This window comes from Sphingomicrobium aquimarinum, from assembly GCF_039655735.1.
Taxonomy (GTDB): Bacteria; Pseudomonadota; Alphaproteobacteria; order Sphingomonadales; family Sphingomonadaceae; genus Sphingomicrobium; species Sphingomicrobium aquimarinum.
The window spans coordinates 803,684-828,676 of record NZ_JBBYXH010000002.1 but is presented as its reverse complement, the minus strand read 5'-3'; the positions used below and the strand labels follow the sequence as shown (position 1 = coordinate 828,676).

Genomic DNA, 24,993 nt, shown 5'->3' with positions numbered 1-24,993 from the left:
AACACGCGATCCTATTCGGCTGGTTCGGGGGTGGAGGTGCGAACGATCGGGCGATCCGTTTCGGGATCGTAGGCAGGCATGGCGCCCATCGGAGCTTCCTCGCGAAGCCTGCCCGCGATGGTCATCCAGACATTGTAGCCCATGATGATAGCACCGCTGAGATACATGATGCCGCCGACTGCGCGGATGATGTACAGCTCGTGCAACGCAGCCACCGTCTCGGCAAAGCTGTTCACGAGATAGCCGTCGGGGCCATATTCACGCCACATCAGACCTTGGGTAATACCGGCTATCCACATGCTGGCGGCGTAAAAGACGATCCCGAGCGTCGCGAGCCAGAAGTGCCAGTTAATCATACGAAGTGAATACATCCGCTTGCGCTTCCACAGCCGGGGGACCAAGAAATAGACCGCAGCGAAGCTGATCAGTCCGTTCCATCCAAGCGCCCCCGAATGGACGTGGCCGACCGTCCAGTCAGTGTAGTGAGAAAGCGAGTTCACGGCTTTGATGCTCAGCATTGGCCCTTCGAACGTCGCCATGCCGTAGAAGGCGAGAGCCATGACCATCATGCGGATGATCGGATCGGTACGAACCTTGTCCCATGCTCCGTTCAACGTCATCAGTCCGTTGATCATCCCGCCCCAGCTGGGCATCCATAAAATGACCGAGAAAACCATTCCGAGCGTCTGGGCCCAGTCGGGCAGCGCGGTATAATGCAGGTGATGCGGTCCGGCCCAGATGTAGAGGAAGATCAACGACCAGAAGTGGATGATAGACAGGCGATAGCTGTAGACTGGTCGTTCGGCCTGCTTGGGAACGAAGTAGTACATCATCGCAAGGAAAGGTACGGTCAGGAAGAACGCGACCGCGTTATGACCATACCACCATTGCGTCAGCGCATCCTGCACTCCGGCAAATGCCGAGAAAGACAATGAGCCGTTTAACGCGACCGGGACGGCCAGGTTGTTTACGATGTGAAGCATCGCAATGGTGATGATGAAGGATAGGTAGAACCAGTTCGCCACATAGATGTGTGGCTCGGTCCGGCGCGCCAGCGTACCGACGAAGACGATCAAATAGGCGACCCAGACGATTGTCAGCCACAGGTCGACATACCATTCTGGCTCTGCATATTCGCGGCTTTGCGTGACACCGAACAGGTATCCCGAGGCGGCGAGGACAATAAATAGCTGGTACCCCCAAAAGACGAAGCGCGCCAACGAGGGAAAAGCAAGCTTCGCGCGGCAGGTGCGTTGCACCACGTAAAAGCTGCTGGCGATCAGGATATTGCCGCCAAACGCGAAGATCACCGCCGAGGTGTGAAGCGGACGAACGCGGCCAAAGTTAAAATAGGGTTCGAAATTGAGCTGGGGGAAAGCCAATTGAGACGCGATGAAAACGCCGGCGAGCAGTCCGACGAGAGCCCAGAACATCGTGGCCAGCACACCCCATCTGATCGGATCGTCGTCATATCGGGACAGGCCTTCAGGTATGCGGAAGAAGCCGCGAGCCTTTCCCATCGGATCGAAGCGAGTGACCGACATCCACAGGAGAACGAGGGCAACGATGGCAATAATCGTGGCGTGAGCTGCGAAACCGGTGTCGCGGGCCGTACCGGCGAAAATGATCGAGATGATAAAGACGCCGAACCATAGGCCCGCCCGTCCCAAGACTGCTTCCGCCTGCATCAGAGACTCCGAATGGCTTTCCTGCGCTTCTATGCAGCCCTTGGCGGATCTGCATTGATGCAGATCAAATGGCCGAAAGAATCAGCCCAGACAGTCCAATAAAGCGGCACGCTGGCCCAATTGGGCTGTATCCAGAATGCAGATCTCCGACCTTCCTTGGGTGCGAATTATACTGTGACTGCGCAGTACGGTGAGCTGCCGACTGACCGTTTCGATGGTAAGCCCCAGACTCTCGGCGATCTCTCGGCGAGTCATGGGAAGGTGCAGCGAGATCGTCTTGCCGCAAGACTTGCCGATCCTGTCCGCCATCGACAGAAGGAAGCTGGCCATTCTCTCGCTCGCCGTTTTCCTTCCCAAAAGAACCGACTTTTCCCGAGCTCGATCCAACGCCGCGAATGAACTTTCAAGGATGATCCTTGCCGCATCGCTATTCTCGGTCGCTGTCTGCGTCAGTTCGTCGGCTGGGAAAGCGACAAGATGACAGGCCGTCATAGCATGAAGGGAATATTGGGACTGTGAAGACCCCGATAGGGCGAGGAGCTCTCCGCCGAAGGCGAAACAGATGATTTGATCGCGGTCCGTTCCGACATGTGCGACGAGTTTGGCGGCCCCGGAAGAAAGAAAAACAACCCATCTTTCGCTCTGTCCGTTCAACTCGACTAATTCGCCTTTCTTCACGCAGTGAATTCGCGCCAACGTCTGCATTCGCGTCAGCGACGATACCGAGAGATCAGTGGGTAAGATTTCGTTCGCAAAATGCGCGAATGGATCGCTCTGCAACATGAAAAAGATCCTGACATCATCTGACGGGATCCCGATTGCAAGCAGAGGGTATCGGTTCATTGATTCAAGTCAAAGGGCGCGGCCGGGTTCGATGAACTCTTCGCAAATCAAGCCTTAGCAATGCGAACGTAAAACTAAGCTGCGAGGGTTTCCAGCACGTCACGATTGCAGATTGTAACATGCCTCCGGCCGTGCACCTTGATGAGGCCGTCCTCTCGCATTTTGGTAAACTGTCGGCTGACGGTCTCGATGGTAAGGCCCAGAATATCCGCGATCTGCTGACGCGACATCGGAAGTTCGAACTGGTTCGGGCTAGTCTTGCCAAAACCGTCGCAAGTTGCGGCGACAGAACGCTCACCGATTTCCAATAGCAGGGTTGCCAGTCTCTCGGTGGCGTTCAACCGACCTAGAAGCAGTATCCAACGCCGGGTTCGATCGAGTTCGCTTAATGTACGCTCAAGCAGCTTGTGCTCAAGTCTCGAATGCTCAACCGTGAAACGCTCGAAGTCCGAACGCTGGAACACGCACACGACCGTGTCGGAAAGGGCTTCCGCATTGTAGGGTGTCGTGTCGCCGAAAGGACGGCCGAGAAAGTCCGACGGATAGGCCAAGCCGAGAATCTGCTCGCGGCCGTCGATCGTCTGCGTAGAAAGCTTTAGGACTCCGGATACCACATTGGCAACGAACACCGCCTCATCGCCTTCCCACAGTAGAGACTCACCTGCCTTCAGATGCCTTCGCCGTCCGATTTTGTTGAGCGAGGCAATTTCAGCATCATCAAGATCGGCGCAAATCGCCCGATTTCGAACCGAGCAAGCTTGGCAGAAATTGATCTCGTCTTCGGGGGCGGACGCTTCCATCGGCCATACCTAGGCTTCGGGCCTCAGCTTTCCAAGGCATCGTTCGGTTGGTTCGACCGCAGACAAAGCAAGGCCCGACGAAGAACGAGGACATAGAGGCCAAGCCGTGCGATATCTAAAATGATCCACCAGTGATGCAGCGATGAGGGTTCCAGAATGTAACCCGCGATCCGGGCCAGCGTGCGCTCATCCAGTCGCGGCATGATGAGGACCCACTGGACAAACAGGATTGTCCCCGCTCCGGCCACACGCCAACGCGTCCTTCCGCACGCCGTCAGAAAGAGAATTGCAAGCAGCGCGCTTTCGATCACAAGCGAAGCCCAAAAAGTAACTCTCCCTACCGCGAGCAAATGTGCAATCGGCACATTCTCCGCCATAAATTTCACGGGAGTGGCCACGAACGAGAGCGAAAACAGGGTGGCGAAGGCTGAGGCGGCGAGTAGCGCAGTCCACAGGTTGCGTTGAGACGATGTCATGAAATCTCCCTTCGCGCCTCTTCGCATCTCGCAGAACAGAGGATCGGAATATGTCGGAGCAGGAAAAGGCTAAAGGCTCCGAACCACGCAAACCCTGCGATCGTAAGCATGGTCTGCTGTCCTACGGTTGCAAATCCAGCTGCGACCCGGACGATCGCTGCGATGCTCACCAGAAGATAAGAGGCCGAGGTGATGCGGCCTGCCGCGAGCGGTCGCCCGGTATGACCCAGACTGGCGCGGCTCATGACGGCAAGGATCATCGTTGCCATTGCACCGGTCGATAAAGCGTGAATGGCAGCAGATTCTGGAACGGACGCAAATTGGGCAAATCCGAGGAGGAACATACCGATAGGCAACCATAGATAGCCGACATGAAGGATAATCAGCAGCGCGTTGGTGCGGCTTCTCCAACCCTGCCATCTAAACAGCCGGATAAGATGTCCTAACCCTGCAAACGACAGAACCGTACCGGTCAAACATGTTGAAGGCGCGAGCAGCCACAATAGTAAAGCGATAAGAGTCAGACCGAGAACGAGTTTGTCCAGTAGCCCGGGCTGGGTCGGCAATGGTTCGCTAGTGCCTTGAGCCGCCAGCCAGTTTCGCGTGAAACTTGGGATGATACGCCCCCCGATCACCGATATTAGAAAAATCACGAGCGCTATGCCGCTTCGCCATCCGAACGAGCCAATATCGATGTAGCCCGCCATCGCCGTGCGATCGAGGAGATCAGCCAACCCAAACAACGCAATCACCGCAACAACAGGCAGGTTGCGACTAGAGCTCTTAAGAATCTCGCGAGCGAGCAAACTTGCCAGAAGGATATAGAAACCGCCGTCAAGCGCGATCACGAGAATGCTCTGATCCGTTGTGACAATGGGCAAAATTCTTCCAGCTGCCCAGATGCCGAACAACGCGGCTAGCGGTTTCCCGGCAATGGGGAGCCGACCGGTCCAATTGGGCACGGCGGTAAGCGCAAAACCTGCAATCGCAGCGCCGACGAAACCGAACAACATTTCGTGTCGATGCCAGGCCAGCGGATCTTCGATCGCTGTATGCGTGACGACTCCAAAGAGAGAAGCGAGCCAAACGGCCAAAGCGATGATAGCCCAGGAAGCAGCACCTATAAAAAAAGGTCGAAACCCTCCGCGTAAGACGGCGGCGCTTTTCGCCATACGCTTGCGACGATGTTCAAGGCGTTCCGTATTCGATGACATTGCGCGAGTGATCTCTGATGGGGTTGATCGATCCCCTGTACCTAGGGCCTGGGATCAGGAAACGTCCTTCGGCGTCGATCTGTTCGACTTCTTCGCGGACCACGATTTCTCAGCCGACCGCCGAGATGCGCGTGCCTTCAATCAACACGGACCGGCCCTCGCTGATTGTGTCTTCCACAGCATCCAGAAGTGTAACATTGGTCAGCAGTACGTCAGCCCTTGCTGGGATCGAAACGACGACGAAGAGCGTGATAATGGCTAGGATTGTCGTTCTTATTTCTCATTTACCCTCATTGTCAGTTTGTCTTGCATCTCGACTTCTATCGCTAGCGCGCTTCGTAGTGCGTTAGGCGTAGGTGACCGTAGGTGAATGGTCCCTCTGGTAAATGCCAGATCGCGCCACGCAAGGCGCTCCTCCTGAACACCCTTGAGGACATGGGGATTACCTGCGTCGACGTGGCCTTCATCTCGCATGCCGACAAAGACCATATCGCCGGCATCATCGGGCTTCTGTCGAGTGAAACGATCGAACTGCGAAAACTTTACGTCAATCCTGACTCTCAGAAGGACACGAAGATTTGGCGAAGCCTTCGCGCAGCTGTGCGGGCTGCCAAACGACAGGGCAGCTGTGAGGTCATTACGACACTCAGCACTGTAATGCCCGGCTCGGTCCGCATCGGCGAGATCGACGTGACCGTCCTTGCCCCTTCCTCGTCTTTCGTGCTCGGGGGGTCGGGATCTACCGACGATCATGGCCGCAAGGTAACCTCCAATTCAATATCTGCGATCATACGCGTTGGCGACGGAGGTTCGGGCCTCCTGCTGGCCGGCGACATCGATGAGATTGGTCTGGACGACGCACTCGCAAACGGAAGTGACTTGGGTGCGCAAACGCTCGTCTTCCCGCACCATGGTGGCCTGCCTGCTTCTTCCGATGCCGAAGCTTTTGTCGACACGATTATGGAGGCCGTGGAGCCATCCATGGTCATTTTCTCGAATGGCCGGGGTCAGCATGATAACCCCCGTCGCGAGATCGTAGACCCGGTGGCCAAGAGGGGCTGTGCTATAGCCTGCACGCAGCTGGCGAAGGCGTGCGGCAAACCGACTCACCCGGGAGTGGGGCACCTCGAGCCGCATCGTGCCCAGGGACAAGCAAAGAGTGCAAGTTGCGCGGGCTCCATGACAATCGAACTTTCGGGCGAAGGTTGCCGCCCCCAGCCCTTCCATTTGGCGCACCAGAAGTTCGTCGATGAGACTTTAGAAACGCCGATGTGCAGGCTGGTAGCGGCCGATGGGACAAAATCGATTCTTTGAGCATACCTGCCGTTTAGGCCGCACCGGACATTGAGAGTCGGCTCGGGAAAGTGGGCGGGGGCCACCGTGCAAAAGATATTGAGTGCACGGCTGCCGACTTCCTCAACGTGCGCCCATGACAGCTTTCGGGCACTCAGATGATCCGGTGGGATGACCGCTATTGGGGCGCAAAGCCGACGCCATTTTTACCCCCCCGTCAGCTGACCTTCGAAATCCTCTGACGTCATAGCGACCCAATCTCAAATTGCCCAAATAATCCGGTCCGACGAGGTGGCTGACGCGTTCCGACAAGTCGCCTTTTCCAAAGGGCAACGAACGGTAGAAATTTCGGCGATTTGTCGGAATAGCCTTGGAATCATCGGAAATACTACGGACTTCGCGTCAGGAGATAGTCTGTGATCAGGCGTCGATGACAGCGCCACCATACCGCTTCGGAACACATGAGTGCTATGGATTGCTCGGTTCCAATATCTTCCAATTCATTTAGGGCCGACTGGAATTCCTCGCCGAGCGCATAATCCGCATAATTGTGGAAGCTCCTCACCCGCCAGAACGCGTTCAATCCATCGTCGATGTCCGGTTGCTTCTTCCTTCGTCCCCCAAGACGATCGAAATGGCGATACGCGATCTTCTCCTTCTGCAAGAGGGTCGGGAAGCTATCGACATTGAATGCGGGATTGGATCGCGAGCGAGGAAAGGCCCGCACATCCGCGAGCATCGTGACCCCTGCATCCTTGAGCATCGTGACGACCACCTGTGGGTCACGGTTCGAATGTCCGATGGTGTAAAAGGTCGCCATCAGTCTTCGAGTTTTTTCAGCGCGCTTTCTTTATGGGCCGCGACATGGTCGGTCTTGTCGCTTTCGATTTCATACTGAGGTTCGTCCTCAGTCGCATGGTGCGTCCGGCCTTTGAACTCGAATTCCTTTTCGTGGACTTTCGAGATGTGTCCGCTGACCCTGCTCGCTTCGGAATTCCAGTGAACGTGGTCTCCGACCGAATATTTGGCCATGACATTGTCTCCTTTCTGGTTTCGAAGCTCGCGCTTTGCATCGCTAGCCAGCATACGAATGTTTCCGGTTGCGAATTGGTCCAGACAGACGCCTTCCCGCATGAATACCATACGCCTCGACATCATTACCGTTTCGATGGTTCGATCCATAGCAGTTCCAGAATCTAGCTGTCTGAGAGAGCATAACTCTAAAGGGAACAGCGTGAGCGCGGCTTGCTCTTCGAGGCTTGATCCGCCATCTCGTACTGCATGAATATCCAGCTTTCTCAATTGGTTGAACAGGTCCGTGGGTGTAACCACTGCGCAGCATCCCTCCCATTCGGGTCGAGACCAGTCGTTCAGGTTTCATCGACAGCGAAACTGCTAATCGCCAGTCAGGCGCCCGGTTCTAAAGTTCATGCTTCGGGCATTCCGTTCAACGATGCATCTGGTGATCGTTTGCGGGATTGGACCGGTTTGTCGAAAGACCAATTCTACGACATGGATCGAGTAGCAATCCTGCCGATGGCATTCTGTTATCCGGGCCGAGCGGCTGGGGGCGACGCTCCGCCGCGAACCGAATGTGCTCCACTTTGGCGAAAAAGATTGCTCGCCCTCATGCCGTCGATCCAACTGACCCTTCTTGTGGGAGGCTACGCGCATCAAGCGGAATTGGGGTCTGGAAAAGTGCACGACAGAGTAAGAGGCTATCGCAACTATCTCCCTCACTATTTTCCTCTGCCGCATCCGTCTTGGCGCTCTCAAATCTGGATGAACAACAATCCTTGGTTTGAACGGGAAGTGTTGCCTGAATTGCAGACGAGGGTCGCAGTTTTGGCGGAATAGAGCTTAGAATCAGAACTCAACGATCGAGCCAGATAAAACCGCGGCGGCGATAACCATATCGACAGCCGAAACGGAGGTGCGGACGCTTCGGTTGTCGAGGGTCACAAGCAACAATTGCCGACCATCAATTAATGTTCAACGTCGCAGAAAGCGTTGCTTATTTGTTGGAATGCACGTCAGAATTTTGGCTAGAAACATGAAAGGCGGAAATCCTAATGTTCGAGCAGTTTTTGGGACCAGACCATTTCGATATCATGCCCCATCTGGTGGCGATTGTTCTCGCTTACATCCTCGCGTTTCCAATTGGATGGAATCGAGAAAAGTCGGAGAGAAGTGCGGGTCTTCGAACCTTCCCGCTTGTCGCGGTAGCGAGCTGTGGCTTCATTCAGGCTGCAGAATCTATCACGGCAGATACACCTGAAGCCATGGCACGTATCGTCGAGGGCCTCATTACTGGAATGGGCTTTATCGGTGGCGGTGCGATCCTGCGCCTGAAAGATTCGGTTAAAGGAACAGCCACCGCTGCCAGTTTATGGATAACCGGCGCCATCGGAACTTCTGTCGCCCTCGGTAGTCTCGATGTGGCGATCATGCTTTCGATCATAACCGTCGCCACCTTGTGGATCATGGCGCCGTTGAAGCATTTTGGGCATTTCGAGGATGACGACATAACCGGATCGGACGACCACGTCGAACAGCGACCGAAATGAGCATGTTTGACTGCCACCCATCCGAGATGGACATGGTCTCCGTGATGGTTATCGCTCAGGCTATCCAAGGCGAACGCTGATACACGGTCGGTGTCAGGAGGCGCCGAAGATTGCCCAAACGCCCGCAATTGGGATCTCCTGCTGAATGGTAGCAATTGTCCCCCGTCAGGGCCTATGGCACAGATTTGAGGTTGTGATTTAAGGAGGATTTGGGTTTCTGAACCGCATCCGCAAAAGTGCGCGCACGAGCAATGCGATTTTAGTTGTGTTGCTGCACTGAAGGGTTCGTCGCCATGTTTCGGATCGCAACGTTGGCAGAGACCGACCTTCCTCCCACGCGGTCCCAATAGGAAAATGGGAACTTTCGGGGTTGGGCGCCGACTCCCGCAGGCTGTTTCGTTATTCGCTTGCTACGTGCGCGGGAACACCGGCCGTGTGTCTGATTGTGGGGTCGTTAGCCGAACGTCTGCTTCTCGCGTCCTTGAAGCCAAAAGCGGACAGTCCGCCTTCGGCCCAATTAAAGACGTAGACGGCCGCATCACGGCGACGGCTGCCATCACGGCCTATGAAGATACGGAATGAATGGCTGAAGGCCAGCATCGCCCCCAACGTCGTAGCGACCTATCGCGACGATTCGAGAAATGGGGGCACCGATGGGGGCATGAGCGAAGCCGCATAATGCGACTGTCCCTCTATTCCGCCAACGGTAAGCCCCTCTCCAATGCCTGCAGCCGGCACCGCGACCCTCGATCATCGCAAACTCAGAAACTGAGCCGCGCCGTCGCCCGGATATCGCGGCCCGCGAGCGGCGCGAAATCCTTGGTGAAGCTGGCGTGGCGCCGCGCTTCGACGTCGAACAGATTGTTGCCCTGAAGGATGAGCAGCATCTCGCTGTCCTCTCCGAGCGGCTTCCATGTCAGCGAGGCGTTCACCATCGTGAACCCGTCGGTCGGTGTCTCGAAGGTCGCCACCCGGTCCTGCTCGGCGACGAATTCGACTTCGCCCCGTGCCGTCAACGCACCCCAATCCGCTTCCACGCCACCGAGCAAGCGATACGGCGGGATACGCGGAACGGGCGAGCCGTCGGCGAGCTCGGCGCGGATCGCGTCGGCGACGACATCCACGCTGAGATCGAGGTCGCGCCCGCGATAGACGAATGCGGACGCTTCAAGTTCGATGCCCGTGTAGCGCGCGTCCTGCTGGCGGTATGCGAAGAGGGGAAGCTCGTCTTCCTCCAGCCCCGTATCGGCCTCGTAGATGAAATTGTCGAAATCGTTGACGAACGCGGTTACCGCAAAGGCGATGTCGTCGCCCTCGTAGCGCGCAAAGATTTCGCCGCCGATGCTGCTTTCGACCTCGAGGTCGGGATCGCCGAGTTCGTAGGCTTGCGTCGCGATATGCGGACCGTCCGAGAAGAGCTCCTCGGGCGAAGGCGCGCGTTCGGTGTAGCTCGCGTTGGCGCCCACCGTGATCCCGCCGTCGAGTTCGTAATTGACCCCCAGCGCGCCGCTCCACGTCGTGAAGTCGCGGCTCAGGCCGAGCGTCGGTGCCTCATGGTCGGTAAAATCGACCCGCAGCGCGCCTTCGATACCGAGACGGTCGGGCTGATATTCTTCCAGCGCGAACAGTCCGATCGACGTGCTGGTGTTGGGCGGCAGGAACGCTTCGGGGCCGATCGCTTCGAAATCGCGCGTGTAATATTGGGCGCCGAACGCACCGTGGAATCCGTTTCGATCGCGCTGCTTGGCCTGGATGCGGCCCTCGAAACCGTCGGAGTTGAAGATGGTGCCGACTTCGTCGCCCTCGAACTCGGTATGCGTATAGTCGGCATAGGCGCCGCGCACCGTCACGCTTCCGAAAAAGCCGTCGAGGTTGACCTGGAGGCGCGTGTCGAAGCGCTGCTGCCGAAGGTCGATGGTGACCGGCACGCCTTCTTCATGCTCCTCGTCTTCCATGCCCATGCCCTCGTCGTCGCCTTCATCCTCGTGATGATGACCGGCACCGGGGCGTGATGGAATGCCGTAATTGGTGTCGAACAGGCTGTAGGACGCACCGAACTCGATCCGGTCGCCGACATAGCCGGCCCCGAGCGCCGCGGAGAATTGTTCGGACTGGCTGTTGGGCAGTTCCCCGCGCAGGCCCGCAAACTCCTCCAGTTCCTCGGCTTCCTCGAAATGCCCCTCCTCGCGCTCCTCGGCCGCATCGGCGATCAGATCCGCGCGCAGGGTTTCGGAAAGGATGTATCCCCCGGTGCGGACATTCTCGCCCTTGTTCCAGTTGGCATCGGCGTGAACGACGATCTCGTCCGTAAGCGCGACGTCCACTGCGCCGCCGAGCGCCACGCCGTCGTCGGCGGAGCGAAGCTGTCCGAGCGCGTCGACATGAAGCGGGTTGTCGCCGATCGTGCGCGGCATGCGGCGGTCGATGACGTTGACGGCGCCGCCGATCGCCTGCCCGCCGAAGATCAGCACGGCAGGACCGCGAAGCACTTCGATGCGCTCGGTCGTGAGCGGGTCGATCGTCACCGCATGATCGACCGAGGTGTTGGAAACGTCGATCGAGCCGATCCCGTCGTTGAGGACGCGGACGCGTTCGCCCTGGAAGCCGCGCAGGACGGGCCGCGAGGAGCCCGGCGCGAAGCTGGTGGCGGACACGCCCGGTTGACGCACCAACGTATCGCCGATCTGCGTCTCCACATTGCGAACCAGTTCCTCGCCTTCCACGACGCTGGCACCGGCCAGAAGGTCGAGCCCTTCGATGACATGGCCGGTGATGACGATGGGATCGTTGCGCCGCTCGGCCTCCTGCCGCGTTTCGGCGGAGACCTCGGGTTGGGGTTGGACCTGCTGCGGAGCGGGCTGCGTGGTGACGGTGGCCAGCACGGTCGAAGCCAGAAGTTGGGTAAGCATGGACGGCCATTTATAGGTAACGTTGTATCATTTCAATGCACTCGAAGTCCCTTTCTCCGCCGTTGGTCGATAAAAAGGCCCCGACCAGCGATGGCGGGGCCTTCATTGGGCTCGGCTAAGGGCCGCGGCGCTCAAGGATCGATGCCGGCGGCGATGGCTTCCAGCTTGCGGACCCGCTCGCGAAGGTCGGCAATCTCGATCATGCCCCCCGCCGGAGCGAGGTCGCCTTCGAACTGGCAGTCGAGTTCGCGCTGCTTGTAGTCCATCCACCCGGTGAAGGCCTTGAGGCCGGCGACCGAGAGGAGTCCGGTGACGGCGAGAACCGAGGTGCCGATCGCCGCAATGCTGACAGGGTCGGTCATTGCTCATCTCCTTCGCTCTTGATCTTGGCGCCACTGGCCGCCTTGGCTTCATCTGCCTTCTTGGCGTCGACCTTGGCTCGCAGCGCCTCGATCTCGCGCGCGAGTTGGTCGCTGTTCTCGCTGGCGAGATGATGGTCGATCGCCATCATGCGCCGGTCTCGGCTGTCGAGCTTGGTGCGGGCATCATGGACCGATCCATGCTCGGCGCGGCCCAGCGGATTGCGGCGCTTGCGCGACCGCACGCGCCCCGCGTCGGGAATTTCCTTCCGATTGGCGAAATAGAAGGCCGCCGAAACGAGCGCATAGGCGATGAGGGTCGGCTCCCATTCCACCACCAGGAAGGCGAAGGCGAAGGCGAGACGGATGAAGACGACGTCCACGCCGATGACCCGTGCGCTCTCGCTGGCACCGCCGAGCAGCATCCGCTTGTTGGCGTTGAAGAGATTCTTGATGTCGCTCATTGATTGTCCCCTTGTTGGCGCTTGGCGCGCTCGTCCTTCAGTTTCGCCAGCTCGGAGTCGACCTTTTCGGCGGCCTTGAGCTCGGCGATTTCTTCTTCCAGCGACTTGCCACCAAGCGCTGCCGCGTCGGCCGCGCCTTCGGCAAGATCGGCCTGCCGCTCCATTTCTTCGAAACGCGAGAAGGCATCTTCGGTGCGATGACCGTAAAGCATCTCGCTGGTGCGCGTGCGGCTCATGGCGCGCTCGATGCGGGTGGCGATCGAGACCTGGCGTGCCCGGGCTTCGGACAATTTGGCCTGCAGCCGTTGGATATCGGCCTCGTAACCCTTGAGTGCTTCTTCGATGCCGGACATTTCGGCGGCGAGCCCATCGATCATGTCGGTGATCCGGCTCTTCTCCATGAGTGCCTGCCGCGCGAGGTCCTCACGATCCTTCTCGAGGGCGAGCATGGCGCGTCCGTCCCAGCTCGTCGCCATGTCGTCGAGACGGTCGTGGGTGGCGCGCATTTCCTTCAGGTCCGCGATGGCGCGGGCCGCGGTCGCGCGGGTCTCGCTCAGCACATCCTCCATCTCGAGGATCATCATGCGGATCATCTTGGCCGGGTCCTCGCTGCGGTCGAGCAGATCGTTGACATTGGCCGCAATGATATCGCGCGCCCGGCTGAAGATGGGACCGGAGAGAATGGCGCCGACCGCAACGCGGCTTTCGCCTTCACGCCGGGGTGCCCGCACGCTCACGATCGGCTCGAGGGTTCGCACCCTCTCTTTCGGCTTGGCTTCGATGGGAGTGAGATCAGGCATAGATCACCTTCGCGGCGGCCGGCTGCGCGAGATGGTCGGCGGGCGACGTCGCGGCACTAACGGCGATGGTGCTCATCATCAGCGCGGCCCCGAAGGCGATCGCGCGGCGCTTGAAGCTGGTGTCGTTCATTGATCCTGTTTCCCTTTTTTCGCGGGGCTGATCCCGCCTGCCATTCATTATGCAGACAGCGTGCCAAACGGAAAACTTCAACGTTTTCAATGTGGGATGGGCAAGAAGGTCAGAATGAGGTGTGAAATCCCACGCGATGGTGGTGCTTTTCCCCAACCGTGGCGTACGCGGGCCATTGGAGCCACGCCCGCCTTCGTGCGTTGACCGAAATGAAGACAGACAAGCCGCGATCCGCGGAACATTCGATTGGAGAAAAATATGCTCAGGAACATCATCACCGCTGTCGCGGGACGTAAGGTCGCACAGAAGGTTGGCGGAGGGGCTGTCGGGGCTGCCGCTGCCGCTGCCCTCCCGTTCATCGCAAAGCGCGGTCTTGGCCCGCTCGGTGCCGCGCTGACCGCTGGCTGGGCCGTCAACAAGGCGCTCGACTGGCGCCGCAAGGCGAAGGCGCGCCGCGCAGCCTATCCGCAGGGCGATGCCCCCGTCACAGCGCCCAACACGCAGACCGTCAGCCCGAGCTAAAACGGACCGACGGTAGGAATTCGAAAGGCGGCGTGTCCTTCTAGGACGCGTCGCCTTCCTGTTCGTCCTCGAGGTAGGGTTCGACCTTGCCTTTGAGCTTGATGGTCATCGGATTACCGAACCGGTCTCGGCTCTTGCCCGCGGCAATGCGAATCCAGCCTTCGGACAGACAATATTCCTCGACACCGATCTTCTCGACACCGTTGAATTTAATCCCGACCCCGCGCGACAGCAGGTCGCCGTCGAAATGAGGGCTTTTGGGATCCATCGAGAGCCGGTCGGGCAGCTCGGTCTTCTGCGGTTTCTTGTCCTCGCTCATGAGATGCTCCTTGCCGTGGGCATCGGCGCTCGTCAATCTCCACGGGCCCGCATTGCCAAGCGCGCTTCCCCTCGCCCATAACGCGCCGAACAGACTTCACAGGGGAGCCCACCGTCATGTCCATCCGTCTTGCGCTGTTGCTTGGCGCCGCCTTCGTCTCGTCGCCCGCCTACGCGCAGGACGAGGACGCGCCCGTTCCCAACCAGCCGCCGCCCGCCGAGCCGCTGATGAACGAGGGCGAGACCGGCGAACCTTCCACCGAAGCGCCCGAAAACGAGGAATGGGACGTGGCAACGCTCCACGGGCCGGGCGAGATGGTGCCCATCGAAGTGACCGAAGGCACCTGGATGAGCCTCGACGTCTCGCCCAGCGGTCGCGAGATCGTGTTCGACCTGCTGGGCGACCTCTATCTCCTTCCCATCGAGGGCGGGGATGCGGTGCCGATCGCGACGGGGCACCAGTGGGACATGCAGCCGGTCTTCTCCCCCGACGGCAGCGAGATCGCCTTCACGTCGGATCGCGGCGGCGGCGACAACCTTTGGGTCATGAACCGCGACGGCACCGAGCCGCGGCAGGTGTCGGACGAGAGCTTCCGGCTGTTGAACCAGCCCGCCTGGACGCCGGATGGCGATTATGTCGTCGGTCGCAAGCACTTCACCTCTGCGCGAAGCCTTGGTGCCGGCGAGATGTGGCTCTATGCCGCGAGCGGCACGGGAGACGGCGTGCAGATGACCAAGCGCCGCACCGATCAGAAGGACACGGGCGAACCTGCCTTCAGTCCCGACGGGCGTTACCTCTATTATTCCGACGACGCGACGCCCGGCGACACGTTCGAATATTCCAAGGACGTCAACGGGCAGATCTACGTCATCAGGCGGCTCGATCGCGAGACGGGCGATATCGAGACGATCGTCTCGGGCGCGGGTGGCGCCATCCGTCCCACGCCCTCACCCGATGGCAAAAGCCTCGCCTTCGTCCGACGCGTCCGCGCGCAATCGGTGTTGATGGTGATGGATCTGGACAGCGGGCGCATCGTCCCCGTCACCGACGTGCTCGACCGCGACATGCAGGAAACCTGGGCGGTGCACGGCGTCTATCCGCACATCGCCTGGACGCCCGACGGCGAGGACATCGTCTTCTGGGCCAAGGGCGGCATCCACCGTGTCAATGTCGCCAGCGGCGCGGTGCGAGAGATTCCCTTCCGCGTGTCGGGCCAGCGCTGGGTAGAGGATGCGGTGCGCTTCGAGCATCCGATCGGCCAGCCGAGCTTCCAGACCAGGGCGCTGCGCTTCACGCAGATGAGCCCGGCGCGCGACCGCATCGTCTTCGAGGCGCTGGGGCGTCTTTACCTGCGCGATATGGCCTCGGGCCGCAGCCGCCCGCTCACCGACGATGACGGTCGCATGCAGAGCTACCCGACCTTTTCGCGCGATGGACGGCAGCTCGCCTGGGTCGAATGGGACGACGAGGATCTCGCGCGGATTCGCGTCGCGCGCGCGGACGGCAGCAATGCCCGCACGCTGGCGACCGGAAAGGGCCATTTCGTCGAGCCCACATTCTCGCCCGACGGGCGTCATCTCGTCTATCGCAAGACCGGCGGTGGTTATGTCACCAGCCCGCTCTACAGCCGCGAGCCGGGCCTTTACCGCATCGCATTGTCCGGCGGCGAGCCGCAACTCATCAGCGAGGGTGGCACCAGTCCGCAATTCGGTGCCGACTCCAACCGGCTCTATTATCTCGCCGGACGCGACGACAAATTCCTGCTGCAATCGATCCTGCTCGACAGCCGCGAGCGGCAGGACCACCTGTCGAGCGAAAATGCGGGCGATTACAGGATTGCGCCCGACGACAGTTTCGTCGCCTGGACCGAGCGCTTCCAGACCTATGTCATCCCCTTCGCCAAAACCGGCCGCACGCTCGACGTGTCGCCCGGCGGCAGCGCGCTTCCGCAGGTCAAGGTGACGAAGGACGTCGGCGATTGGGTGCACTGGTCCCCCGACGGCGACACGCTCTATTGGTCCGAAGGGCCGACGCTCTATTCGCGCTCGATCGCGACGATCGCCGATCTCGAGGCGCCAGAAGGCGAAACGGAAGAAATCGAAGGCACCCGCGTCGCGGACCTCGCAATCGGCGCCGACACCGACCTCGGGCAGGGCCGCTACGTGCTGTCCGGAGCGCGGATCGTCACGATGCGCGGCGATGAAGTCATCGAGAATGGCGCGGTGATGGTCGAGGACGGCCGGATCGCAGCGGTCGGCGCGCTGGCGGCGATGAGCTGGCCTTCGGACATGCGGGTCATCGATGTGTCCGGCAAGACCATCATCCCCGGCCTCATCGACGCGCACTGGCACGGGCCGATGGGCGCGGGCCTCGTCATCCCGCAGCAGAACTGGGCGCACGCCGCCAGCCTCGCGCACGGCGTCACGACCGTGCAGGACCCGTCGAACAACAGCTACACCGTCTTCGCGGCAGGCGAATATCAACGCGCCGGCAAGATCGTGGCGCCGCGCATCTTCTCGACCGGCACGATCCTCTATGGGGCAACGACGCCTTTCACCGCAAAGATCGACAGCAAGGAGGATGCCGCCTCGCACCTTCGCCGGCTGAAGGCGATCGGCGCGTGGAGCGTGAAGAGCTACAACCAGCCGCGCCGCGACCAGCGGCAGATGGTCATCTCCGCTGCTCGCGATCTGGAAATGGACGTGATGCCCGAGGGGGGCAGCCTGTTCATGCATAACATGACGATGGTTGCCGACGGACACACCACCATCGAGCATGCGTTGCCCGTCCAGATCGTTTATGACGACGTCCTGCAGATGTGGGGCGGCAAGGAGCGTCCCGCGACGGCCTACACGCCGACATTGAACGTCGCCTACGGCGGCCCGTGGGGCGAGATGTGGTGGTATCAGACGACGAACGTCTGGGCCGATCCGATCCTGAACAAATGGATGCCACGCGGCTTCCTCGATGCCGCGGCGCGTCGGGGGACCTTCTTCCCCGAGGAAGAGAACAACCTCGAGCAGGTCGCCGAGCAGGCGAAGAAGCTCAGCGATCGGGGTATCCTCACCAACATCGGTGCCCATGGCCAGCGCGAAGGGCTCGGCGCGCACTGGGAAATCTGGTCCTACGCGCTGGGCGGGATGAGTGAATTGGAGGCGATCCGCACCGCGACGATGAACCCGGCAGTCACGCTCGGTCTCGCGCGCGACCTCGGCTCGATCGAAGCGGGAAAACTCGCCGACATGGTCATTCTCGATGCCAACCCGCTCGAGAATATCCGCAACACCGCAAGCGTCGCGATGGTGATGCAGAACGGCAAACTCTACGATGCGGACCTTCAGGTGATCGCCGGCGGCAGCGGCGGGGTCGAGCCCTTCTGGTTCCAAAGCGACGCGGGGGCGGCCTACACCGCCACGGCGGCCACCGACACCCATACGCATGGGGAACATTAGTCCCGGAAGGCGGCCAATACGAATAGCCTGCCCCCGCCTCCCTTGAGGCGGGGGCATTTGGCGTTTAGGGGAGCCTCCAAGGATCGTCGCCGGACCTTGGTTCGTTCGGCGACAGGAGAGGTTGAGACATGGCAAGAGATGAGCGCGCCAACCGCCCGGCGCTGAAACTGCACGTTCCCGAGCCGTCCTACCGGCCCGGCGAAACGCCCGATTATTCCCACCTCGTCGTACCCGCCGCGGGCGAGGCGCCGCGCCCCGACAGCGCGTGCGACGACAAGGAGACGATCCCGCTCGCCACGCATCTCGTGCGCGTGCTGGACGAAGACCACCGCGCGGTCGGTCCGTGGGACCCGAAGCTCGACCCCGAGGTCCTGCGCAAGATCCTCCGCGACATGGTCACCGTGCGCATCTTCGACGATCGCATGTATCGCGCCCAGCGGCAGGGGAAGACCAGCTTCTACATGAAGTGCACCGGCGAAGAGGCGATCGCGACCAGCGTGGCCGCTGCGATGGACGCCGAGGACATCCACTTCCCCACCTATCGTCAGCAGGGCCTGCTCGTCAGCCGCGGCTACCCGCTCGAGAAGATGATGTGCCAGATCTATTCGAACGCAGGCGACCATATGAAGGGCCGCCAGCTGCCGATCATGTATTCGGACAAGGAGAAGGGGTTCTTCTCCATCTCGGGCAACCTTGCGACGCAATTCCCGCAGGCGGTCGGCTGGGCGATGGCGTCCGCAATCAAGGGCGACAGCCGCATCGCGATGGGCTGGATCGGCGACGGCGCCACGGCGGAAGGCGACTTCCACGCCGCCATGACCTTCGCGAGCGTGTACCAGGCGCCCGTCATCCTCGCCTGCGTCAACAACCAGTGGGCGATCTCGAGCTTCTCCGGCATTGCAGGCGCCGAGCAGGCGACCTTCGCCAGCCGCGCGGTCGGCTACGGCATCGCGTCGCTGCGCGTCGACGGCAACGACGCGCTCGCCGTTTATGCCGCGACCCGCTGGGCCTCGGAGCGCGCCCGTGCCAACAACGGCCCGACCTTCATCGAATTCTTCACCTATCGCGCCGAGGGGCATTCCACGTCCGACGATCCGACGGGTTATCGCCCGAAGGAAGAGAGCGAGAACTGGCCGCTGGGCGACCCCATCGAGCGACTGAAGTCGCACCTTCTCGCCATCGGCGAATGGGACGAGGACCGCCACGCCGGACTAGAAGAGGAACTCTCCGCCACCGTCCGCGCCGCGCAGAAGGAAGCCGAGAAGCTCGGGGTCCTCTCCGACCAGGGCGACGAGGGCCGCGAGACCATGTTCGAGGACGTCTACGCCGAAATGCCCTGGCACATCGCCGAACAGCGCGACGCCGCGTTGAAGGAGGGCAACTGACATGGCGATCATGAACATGATCCAGGCCTTGAACGACGCTCACAAGGTCGCGATGCGCGATGACGAGGACGTCGTCGTCTTCGGCGAGGATGCCGGCTATTTCGGCGGCGTCTTCCGCGTCACCGCGGGCCTGCAGGAAGAGTTCGGCAAGACCCGCGCCTTCGACGCGCCGATCAGCGAGAATGGCATCGTCGCGACCGCCGTCGGCATGGCGGCCTATGGATTGAAGCCCTGCATCGAGATCCAGTTCGCCGACTATATCTACCCCGGCTACGACCAGATCGTCAGCGAAGTCGCCAAGATGCGCTATCGCACCGCGGGCGAATGGACGATGCCGATGGTCATCCGCTCGCCCTACGGCGGCGGCATCTACGGCGGCCAGACGCACTCGCAGTCGCCAGAGAGCCTTTTCACCCACATTGCGGGAATCAAGACGGTCATCCCGTCCGATCCCTATGACGCCAAGGGCCTGCTGCTTGCGGCGATCGCGGATCCCGACCCCGTGCTCTTCTTCGAGCCGAAGCGCATCTACAACGGACCCTTCTCCGGCCACCACGACCAGCCGGTCGCGCCCTGGAGCAAGCACCCGCACGCCGAGGTGCCAGAGGGTCATTATACCGTCGAAATCGGCAAGGCCCGCATCGCGCGCGAGGGCGCCGCTTTGACTGTCCTTGCCTATGGCACGATGGTCCATGTCGCACTCGCCGCCATGGAAGAGGCCGATGTGGATGCCGAGATCATCGATTTGCGCACGCTCGTCCCCTTGGACATCGAGACGATCGAGGCGAGCGTGAAGAAGACCGGCCGCTGCCTTATCGTCCACGAGGCACCGCGCACCTCGGGCTTCGGCGCTGAACTGTCCGCGCTCGTGACCGAGCGTTGCTTCTACCACCTCGAGGCCCCGGTCGAGCGCGTGACGGGATGGGACACGCCTTACCCGCACAGCTACGAATGGACCTATTTCCCCGGACCCGCGCGCATCAAGGCCGCGCTAGACAAGGTACTGGCAGACTGATGGCTATCTTCAATTTCAAGCTCCCCGATATTGGTGAAGGCATCGCCGAGGCCGAGATCGTCGAATGGCACGTCAGGGTCGGCGACATGATCCAGGAAGATGCCCACCTCGCCGACATGATGACCGACAAGGCCACCGTGGAGATGGAAAGCCCTGTCGCGGGTAAGGTCGTGAAGCTTGCGGGCGAGGTCGGCGACCAGATCGCGATCGGCTCGGTGCTGGTCGAAATCGAGGTCGAGGGCGATGCGCCCGAGCAGGAGGATGTCGCTGCCGCTGCCGAAGCTTCTCCCGACGTCGAGGAAGCTGCTGACGAGGAACCCATCGCCGACGGCGCCGAGCCGCTCAACGAGGAGCAGGAAGAAGCCCTTCCCGGTCTCGACACCGACGAGGATGCCGAGCCGCCGGTCCCGCAACCCCGCTCCGAGCCGCAGGGCGAACCGCAGGAGAAGGTTCTCGCCTCTCCCACGGTGCGCAAGCGCGCCGCCGATCTTGGCATCGATCTTGGGAAGGTCAAAACGACCTCCGACCGCATTCGCCACGGCGATCTCGACGCCTACCTGCTCTACAACGGCGGCAGCGTCTCGCACGGAGCCACCGCGCCCCGCGCGGACGAGCAGATCAAAGTCGTCGGCATGCGTCGCAAGATCGCGGAGAACATGCAGGCCGCCAAGCGCCGCATTCCGCACTTCACCTTGGTGGACGAGTTCGACGTCACCGCGCTCGAGGAAATGCGCGCGATGATGAACGACGATCGCGGCGACAAGCCTAAGCTCACGGTCCTGCCCTTCCTCATCGTCGCGATGGCCAAGGCGCTGCCGGACTTTCCGATGCTCAATGCCACCTATGACGACGAGGCCAATGTCGTTACGCGCCACGGCAAGATGCACCTTGGCATGGCCGCGCAGACCGACGCGGGGCTGATGGTCCCTGTCATCAAGGACGCGCACGGCAAATCGGTCTGGCAACTCGCCAGCGACATCAACCGCCTCGCCGACGAGGCCCGTTCCGGCAAGATCGCCCGCGACGACCTTCAGGGCGCGACGATCTCGCTGTCGAGCCTGGGGCCGATGGGCGGCATCACCTCGACCCCGGTCATCACGCCCCCGCAGGTCGCGATCATCGCGGTCAACAAGATGCAGGAACTGCCCGTCATCGAAGACGGTGAACTGGTCGCGAAGAAGAAGATGAACCTTTCGCTGTCGTGCGACCATCGCGTCGTCGACGGCTGGGATGCGGCAAGCTTCCTCCAGCATCTGCGCGGCTTTATCGAGAATCCGATCCGGCTGCTAAGCGCCTGATGGGTCGGACGGGGGCGACCTGAACATTCGCCCTCGTCGCCAGCGCTTGCGGCATTGCGCTCCGCATGGTGCAGGCCGCGTTGCGTCGCTGATGACGCAACTTCGGTTTCTGGCGGAGCGTGAGTGTGGAAATGCGAAAGCGCAGTGCAGCAAGGACTTGACGTCGACCCCTCGCAAAGATTTGGAAACAAGTGGATGGTAAACGCCGCGAGTTTTCGGGCGTGCCGCCCGTACCGAAGGTGAGCGATGGATTTCAGCGTCAATCTTTACGGCGTCATGGCGATGATGATCGTCATTCTGATGGGGGTGGCGCTCCTGCTGCGCGCGACCTTGCTGTCAGGACGTGCTCCCTTGTTTCTCGCCGTCGGTCTCGGGGTCGGCGCATTGAGCACCTGGATGTTCGTGGTCGTACCGCCCCATCCACTTTCCATCGCCTATTTCGCCGTCGCCGATCCGCTTGCAGTCTTCTGCGTTGCGCAGGCGACGCGAATTGCGTTCGGGAAAGCTGTCGCATCGCGCCGCCTCACGATGGCCATCGCGGGTATCGCGTCCCTGTCGATCATCGCCGCCTTCTTGCCGATCGCCCCGCCATTACAGACACTCCCGCTCGGGATCGCCACCTGTCTCGTGATCGCGGATGCGATGCTCGTCCTCTGGCGCTGCGGGCCGGGACTGGTTTCGCGCATCACATTCTTCGCCTGGTCGATCTTCATGGTGACATCGGTCGTCCGGATCCCGGGCTTCCCGGGCCTTCTGGGAGCAGGTGCCGCCTATCCTGATTACGCGAACCCCGCGATGCAGTGGTTCCTTCTGCTTGCGAACAGCGTGGTGGTTCCGGCCATCGTCTTTGCGATCATCGGTCGGCTGATTGCCAATCGGATCGCCGAGCTGCGCGCGATTTCGGCGCGGGATTCGATGACGGGCCTCCTCAACCGCAGCGCCTTTGAAGACGCAATGCGGTCGGCCGAGCGGCAGACGGGGACGCTCGTGCTCGCCGACCTCGACCATTTCAAGCAAGTCAACGATCGATACGGCCATGCCGTGGGGGACGAGGTGCTGTGCGAGTTTGCGCGGCGCTGCGCAGCGCAGGGCATCGCGGGCCGGCTTGGCGGCGAGGAATTTGCCATCGCGCTTCCGAGTGCGACTCTCTTCGAGGCACGCGCGATAGCCGAGCGTCTGCGCGAGGGTTTTGCTGCCTGGCGGCACCCCGCACTCGATGACGACCACCGCCTCTCCGCCAGCTTCGGTCTTGCCGCCTATCAGCGCGGCGAGGGATTCGCCGCGATCCTCCGGCGAGCTGACGATGCGCTTTACGCCGCCAAGAACAGGGGGCGGGACCGTGTCATCATCCACGGCCCCGCGATGACCCCGATGGGCGCAGTGCGCGCCTAGGCGGGCACCGGCTCTTCGGCGGCCACCAGCTGGTCGATTTCGGTCAGCGCCTTCTGAATGCCTTCCGCCCGCGCCTCGTCACCCATCGCAAGGCCGCGCGCCGATGCGAATTCGGGTTCGACACCGAGGAAGTTGAAGAAGGCCTTCACATAGCTGCGGTTATGTTCGAACGCGCTGCCATGCTCGTAATGGCCGCCCGAGGCGATGGCCACGATGACGCGCTTGTCCCCAAGCAGTCCTTCCGAGCCAGTGTCGGTGTAGCGGAACGTCTCGCCCGCGACGGCGACGCGATCGAACCATGCCTTGAGCTGGGTGGGCACGGTGAAATTGTAGGTCGGCGCACCGATCACGACGATGTCGGCCGACTGGAGTTGGCGCAGATGCTCGTTCGCGCTCGGAAAACCACCGGTGAGATGATCGAGCGGGGTCGAAACGAGGTCGAGCCGTTCGACCTCGGCGTCGGGAAATTCACTGCGCAGACGATCGATCGCATGGGCGGTAAGTTCGCGCGTGGCGCTCTGGTCGCCGAGGATCGAACTGTCGATGTGGAGGATCTTCATGACGGGAGACTCGCTTTCTTGGTTACTGTTTGATACCTAAGCGCATATTGATCCCGTCGGTTCCATCGGCAAGACGGCACATTCGTGGAGGATAGGCACATGGCTGTAACCGCTATCGACACATCGATCGAGGACGAGCCGCTCGAACATCTGCACCTCGCCGGGTGCAAGAATGTCGCGCCCGTGCTCAACCGTGTCGGCGACAAATGGTCGATGCTCATCGTCATGGTGCTCGCGACCGGCGACCGGCGCTTTTCCGAGTTGAAACGCGAGATCGACGGCATTTCGCAGCGGATGCTCACCCGCAGCCTGCGCGGCCTCGAGCGCGACGGGCTGGTGAGCCGGACCGTCACTCCGACCATTCCGCCGCGCGTCGACTATGCATTGACCGAGCTCGGCCAGTCGCTGACCGTCCCCGTCAAGGCGCTTGGCGACTGGGCGATCGCGCATATCGACTGCATTCGCGCCGCTCAGGCGCGCTACGACGATAGTGTGGACGATTAGGCGAGATTTTCGGGGGTCGCGCGGCTAACACCGCCTCATGAATACTGCGCTGCTCATCATTGCCGGCCTCGTCGCGCTTGCCTTGGGCGGCGAATTCCTCGTCCGCGGCACCGTCGGGCTCGCCCGCCGTCTCGGCGTTTCGCCCTTGCTCGCCGGGCTCGTCATCGTCGGCTTCGGCACTTCGGCGCCCGAATTGGTCACCAGCCTGCAGGCCGCCACCAGCGGGGTCCCCGACCTCGCCGTCGGCAACGTCGTCGGCTCGAATATCGCCAATATCCTGCTGATCCTCGGCGTCAGCGCGATCATCATCCCGCTGCCCATCGCCCCGCCGGCCTTCTACCGCGACGGTTTCGCGCTCAGCACGGCAACATTGGCCGCGCTCGCGGGTGTGCTGCTGGGCGGTTTCGACCGGCTGTCGGGTATCCTCCTCGCCATGATGCTCGTCACCTACATCATCGCCGCCTACCTCACCGACAAGGACCGGCACGATCCCGAGGCCGAGCGGCACGAGCGCAACCAAGCGCAGAAGCCCGATACCAAGCGCGCGCTGTTCCTGCTGATCGCCATGACCGCAGGCGGCATCGCGGGGGTCGTCTTCGGCGCACAATGGCTCATCGAGGGTTCGGTCACGCTCGCGCGCGGCTTCGGCATTTCCGAGGCAGTCATCGGGCTCACGATCGTCGCGGTCGGCACCAGCCTGCCCGAACTGGTCGCCTGCGTCGCCGCCGCGCTCAAGAAGGAGCCCGATGTCGCCTTGGGCAACATCGTCGGCTCGGGCATCTACAACATCTTCGGGATCCTGGGCATCACCGCCGCGATCGTTCCGCTCCCCGCGCCCGCCGAAATCGCCGCGTTCGACATCTTCGTGCTCACTGGCGTCACGGCGCTGCTGATGCTGTTCCTGCGCACCGGCTGGACAATCAACCGCAAGGAAGGTGCTGTCTTCGTCGTCGCCTACCTTTCCTACCTCGGCTGGCAGTTGGCGAGCGCGCTTTGAGGCCCT

The 24,993-nt window shown here is 61.3% G+C and carries 25 protein-coding genes; 11 read left to right on the top strand and 14 right to left on the bottom strand.

Going from position 1 to position 24,993, the window contains the following annotated elements:
* Nucleotides 1–11 precede the first annotated feature (11 nt).
* The 5 genes from ccoN to WJS89_RS10210 all read right to left on the bottom strand — a co-directional run bounded on the left by ccoN (nt 12) and on the right by WJS89_RS10210 (nt 4,979).
* Entirely contained in the window at nt 12–1,688 is a 1,677-nt protein-coding gene (gene ccoN / locus WJS89_RS10230; protein ID WP_346340833.1) for a cytochrome-c oxidase, cbb3-type subunit I, read from the bottom strand.
* Between the two features lie 81 nt (nt 1,689–1,769).
* On the bottom strand, nt 1,770–2,471 hold the full coding sequence (locus WJS89_RS10225; RefSeq protein WP_346340832.1) for a Crp/Fnr family transcriptional regulator: 702 nt from the start codon (nt 2,469–2,471) through the stop codon (nt 1,770–1,772).
* A 134-nt stretch (nt 2,472–2,605) separates the two neighbouring features.
* The gene (locus WJS89_RS10220; RefSeq protein ID WP_346340831.1) at nt 2,606–3,331 is read right to left on the bottom strand and encodes a Crp/Fnr family transcriptional regulator; all 726 of its coding nucleotides are present in this window, start codon (nt 3,329–3,331) and stop codon (nt 2,606–2,608) included.
* 23 nt (nt 3,332–3,354) lie between these two features.
* Nucleotides 3,355–3,807: a hypothetical protein gene (locus WJS89_RS10215; RefSeq protein WP_346340830.1), complete on the bottom strand. Its 453-nt coding sequence runs from the start codon at nt 3,805–3,807 to the stop codon at nt 3,355–3,357.
* Nucleotides 3,804–4,979 (bottom strand): NnrS family protein, encoded by a 1,176-nt coding sequence (locus WJS89_RS10210; RefSeq protein ID WP_346340829.1) that lies wholly within the window; start codon nt 4,977–4,979, stop codon nt 3,804–3,806. The genes WJS89_RS10215 and WJS89_RS10210 overlap by 4 nt, the downstream gene beginning before the upstream one ends.
* A gap of 408 nt (nt 4,980–5,387) precedes the next feature.
* Here WJS89_RS10210 and WJS89_RS10205 point away from each other — a divergent pair, with 408 nt between their 5' ends.
* Nucleotides 5,388–6,335 (top strand): ComEC/Rec2 family competence protein, encoded by a 948-nt coding sequence (locus WJS89_RS10205; RefSeq protein ID WP_346340828.1) that lies wholly within the window; start codon nt 5,388–5,390, stop codon nt 6,333–6,335.
* A 367-nt stretch (nt 6,336–6,702) separates the two neighbouring features.
* Here WJS89_RS10205 and WJS89_RS10200 read toward each other — a convergent pair whose 3' ends face one another.
* The gene (locus tag WJS89_RS10200; RefSeq protein ID WP_346340827.1) at nt 6,703–7,134 is read right to left on the bottom strand and encodes a DUF488 domain-containing protein; all 432 of its coding nucleotides are present in this window, start codon (nt 7,132–7,134) and stop codon (nt 6,703–6,705) included.
* A complete protein-coding gene (locus tag WJS89_RS10195) occupies nt 7,134–7,346 on the bottom strand; it encodes a hypervirulence associated TUDOR domain-containing protein (RefSeq protein WP_346340826.1) in 213 nt (70 codons plus the stop codon). Before WJS89_RS10195 ends, WJS89_RS10200 begins: the two co-directional genes overlap by 1 nt.
* A 249-nt stretch (nt 7,347–7,595) precedes the next feature.
* On the opposite strand from WJS89_RS10195, the gene WJS89_RS10190 reads away from it, so the two are divergent.
* Together WJS89_RS10190 and WJS89_RS10185 are read left to right on the top strand one after the other, a co-directional pair.
* Nucleotides 7,596–8,171 (top strand): uracil-DNA glycosylase family protein, encoded by a 576-nt coding sequence (locus WJS89_RS10190; protein ID WP_346340825.1) that lies wholly within the window; start codon nt 7,596–7,598, stop codon nt 8,169–8,171.
* A 215-nt stretch (nt 8,172–8,386) separates the two neighbouring features.
* On the top strand, nt 8,387–8,881 hold the full coding sequence (locus WJS89_RS10185; protein ID WP_346340824.1) for an MgtC/SapB family protein: 495 nt from the start codon (nt 8,387–8,389) through the stop codon (nt 8,879–8,881).
* Between the two features lie 761 nt (nt 8,882–9,642).
* On the opposite strand, the gene WJS89_RS10180 is transcribed toward WJS89_RS10185, so the two are convergent.
* The 5 genes from WJS89_RS10180 to WJS89_RS10160 form a co-directional block, all read right to left on the bottom strand.
* Entirely contained in the window at nt 9,643–11,790 is a 2,148-nt protein-coding gene (locus tag WJS89_RS10180) for a TonB-dependent receptor (protein ID WP_346340823.1), read from the bottom strand.
* A 131-nt stretch (nt 11,791–11,921) separates the two neighbouring features.
* On the bottom strand, nt 11,922–12,152 hold the full coding sequence (locus WJS89_RS10175; RefSeq protein ID WP_346340822.1) for a hypothetical protein: 231 nt from the start codon (nt 12,150–12,152) through the stop codon (nt 11,922–11,924).
* Nucleotides 12,149–12,613, bottom strand: coding sequence for a hypothetical protein (locus WJS89_RS10170; protein ID WP_346340821.1), 465 nt, complete (start codon nt 12,611–12,613; stop codon nt 12,149–12,151). Before WJS89_RS10170 ends, WJS89_RS10175 begins: the two co-directional genes overlap by 4 nt.
* The gene (locus tag WJS89_RS10165; RefSeq protein WP_346340820.1) at nt 12,610–13,413 is read right to left on the bottom strand and encodes a PspA/IM30 family protein; all 804 of its coding nucleotides are present in this window, start codon (nt 13,411–13,413) and stop codon (nt 12,610–12,612) included. The genes WJS89_RS10170 and WJS89_RS10165 overlap by 4 nt, the downstream gene beginning before the upstream one ends.
* Nucleotides 13,406–13,543, bottom strand: coding sequence for a hypothetical protein (locus tag WJS89_RS10160; protein ID WP_346340819.1), 138 nt, complete (start codon nt 13,541–13,543; stop codon nt 13,406–13,408). Before WJS89_RS10160 ends, WJS89_RS10165 begins: the two co-directional genes overlap by 8 nt.
* Nucleotides 13,544–13,801: 258 nt before the next feature.
* Here WJS89_RS10160 and WJS89_RS10155 point away from each other — a divergent pair, with 258 nt between their 5' ends.
* A complete protein-coding gene (locus tag WJS89_RS10155) occupies nt 13,802–14,065 on the top strand; it encodes a hypothetical protein (protein WP_346340818.1) in 264 nt (87 codons plus the stop codon).
* Nucleotides 14,066–14,105: 40 nt separating this feature from the next.
* Here WJS89_RS10155 and WJS89_RS10150 read toward each other — a convergent pair whose 3' ends face one another.
* Entirely contained in the window at nt 14,106–14,384 is a 279-nt protein-coding gene (locus tag WJS89_RS10150; RefSeq protein WP_346340817.1) for a DUF3297 family protein, read from the bottom strand.
* A 116-nt stretch (nt 14,385–14,500) separates the two neighbouring features.
* On the opposite strand from WJS89_RS10150, the gene WJS89_RS10145 reads away from it, so the two are divergent.
* The 5 genes from WJS89_RS10145 (at nt 14,501) to WJS89_RS10125 (ending at nt 22,926) form a co-directional block, all read left to right on the top strand.
* On the top strand, nt 14,501–17,836 hold the full coding sequence (locus WJS89_RS10145) for an amidohydrolase family protein (RefSeq protein WP_346340816.1): 3,336 nt from the start codon (nt 14,501–14,503) through the stop codon (nt 17,834–17,836).
* Between the two features lie 128 nt (nt 17,837–17,964).
* Nucleotides 17,965–19,221, top strand: coding sequence for a 3-methyl-2-oxobutanoate dehydrogenase (2-methylpropanoyl-transferring) subunit alpha (locus tag WJS89_RS10140; RefSeq protein WP_346340815.1), 1,257 nt, complete (start codon nt 17,965–17,967; stop codon nt 19,219–19,221).
* A 10-nt stretch (nt 19,222–19,231) separates the two neighbouring features.
* A complete protein-coding gene (locus tag WJS89_RS10135) occupies nt 19,232–20,236 on the top strand; it encodes an alpha-ketoacid dehydrogenase subunit beta (protein WP_346341206.1) in 1,005 nt (334 codons plus the stop codon).
* Entirely contained in the window at nt 20,236–21,534 is a 1,299-nt protein-coding gene (locus WJS89_RS10130; protein WP_346340814.1) for a dihydrolipoamide acetyltransferase family protein, read from the top strand. Before WJS89_RS10135 ends, WJS89_RS10130 begins: the two co-directional genes overlap by 1 nt.
* Nucleotides 21,535–21,780: 246 nt before the next feature.
* Nucleotides 21,781–22,926 (top strand): GGDEF domain-containing protein, encoded by a 1,146-nt coding sequence (locus WJS89_RS10125; protein ID WP_346340813.1) that lies wholly within the window; start codon nt 21,781–21,783, stop codon nt 22,924–22,926.
* Here WJS89_RS10125 and WJS89_RS10120 read toward each other — a convergent pair.
* Entirely contained in the window at nt 22,923–23,486 is a 564-nt protein-coding gene (locus WJS89_RS10120) for an FMN-dependent NADH-azoreductase (RefSeq protein ID WP_346340812.1), read from the bottom strand. The two genes, WJS89_RS10125 and WJS89_RS10120, sit on opposite strands and share 4 nt — an antisense overlap.
* 99 nt (nt 23,487–23,585) lie before the next feature.
* Here WJS89_RS10120 and WJS89_RS10115 point away from each other — a divergent pair, with 99 nt between their 5' ends.
* Nucleotides 23,586–23,990: a winged helix-turn-helix transcriptional regulator gene (locus WJS89_RS10115; RefSeq protein ID WP_346340811.1), complete on the top strand. Its 405-nt coding sequence runs from the start codon at nt 23,586–23,588 to the stop codon at nt 23,988–23,990.
* A gap of 37 nt (nt 23,991–24,027) precedes the next feature.
* Complete coding sequence (locus tag WJS89_RS10110) at nt 24,028–24,987, top strand: calcium/sodium antiporter (RefSeq protein WP_346340810.1); 960 nt, start codon at nt 24,028–24,030, stop codon at nt 24,985–24,987.
* The last annotated feature ends 6 nt before the right edge of the window (nt 24,988–24,993 follow it).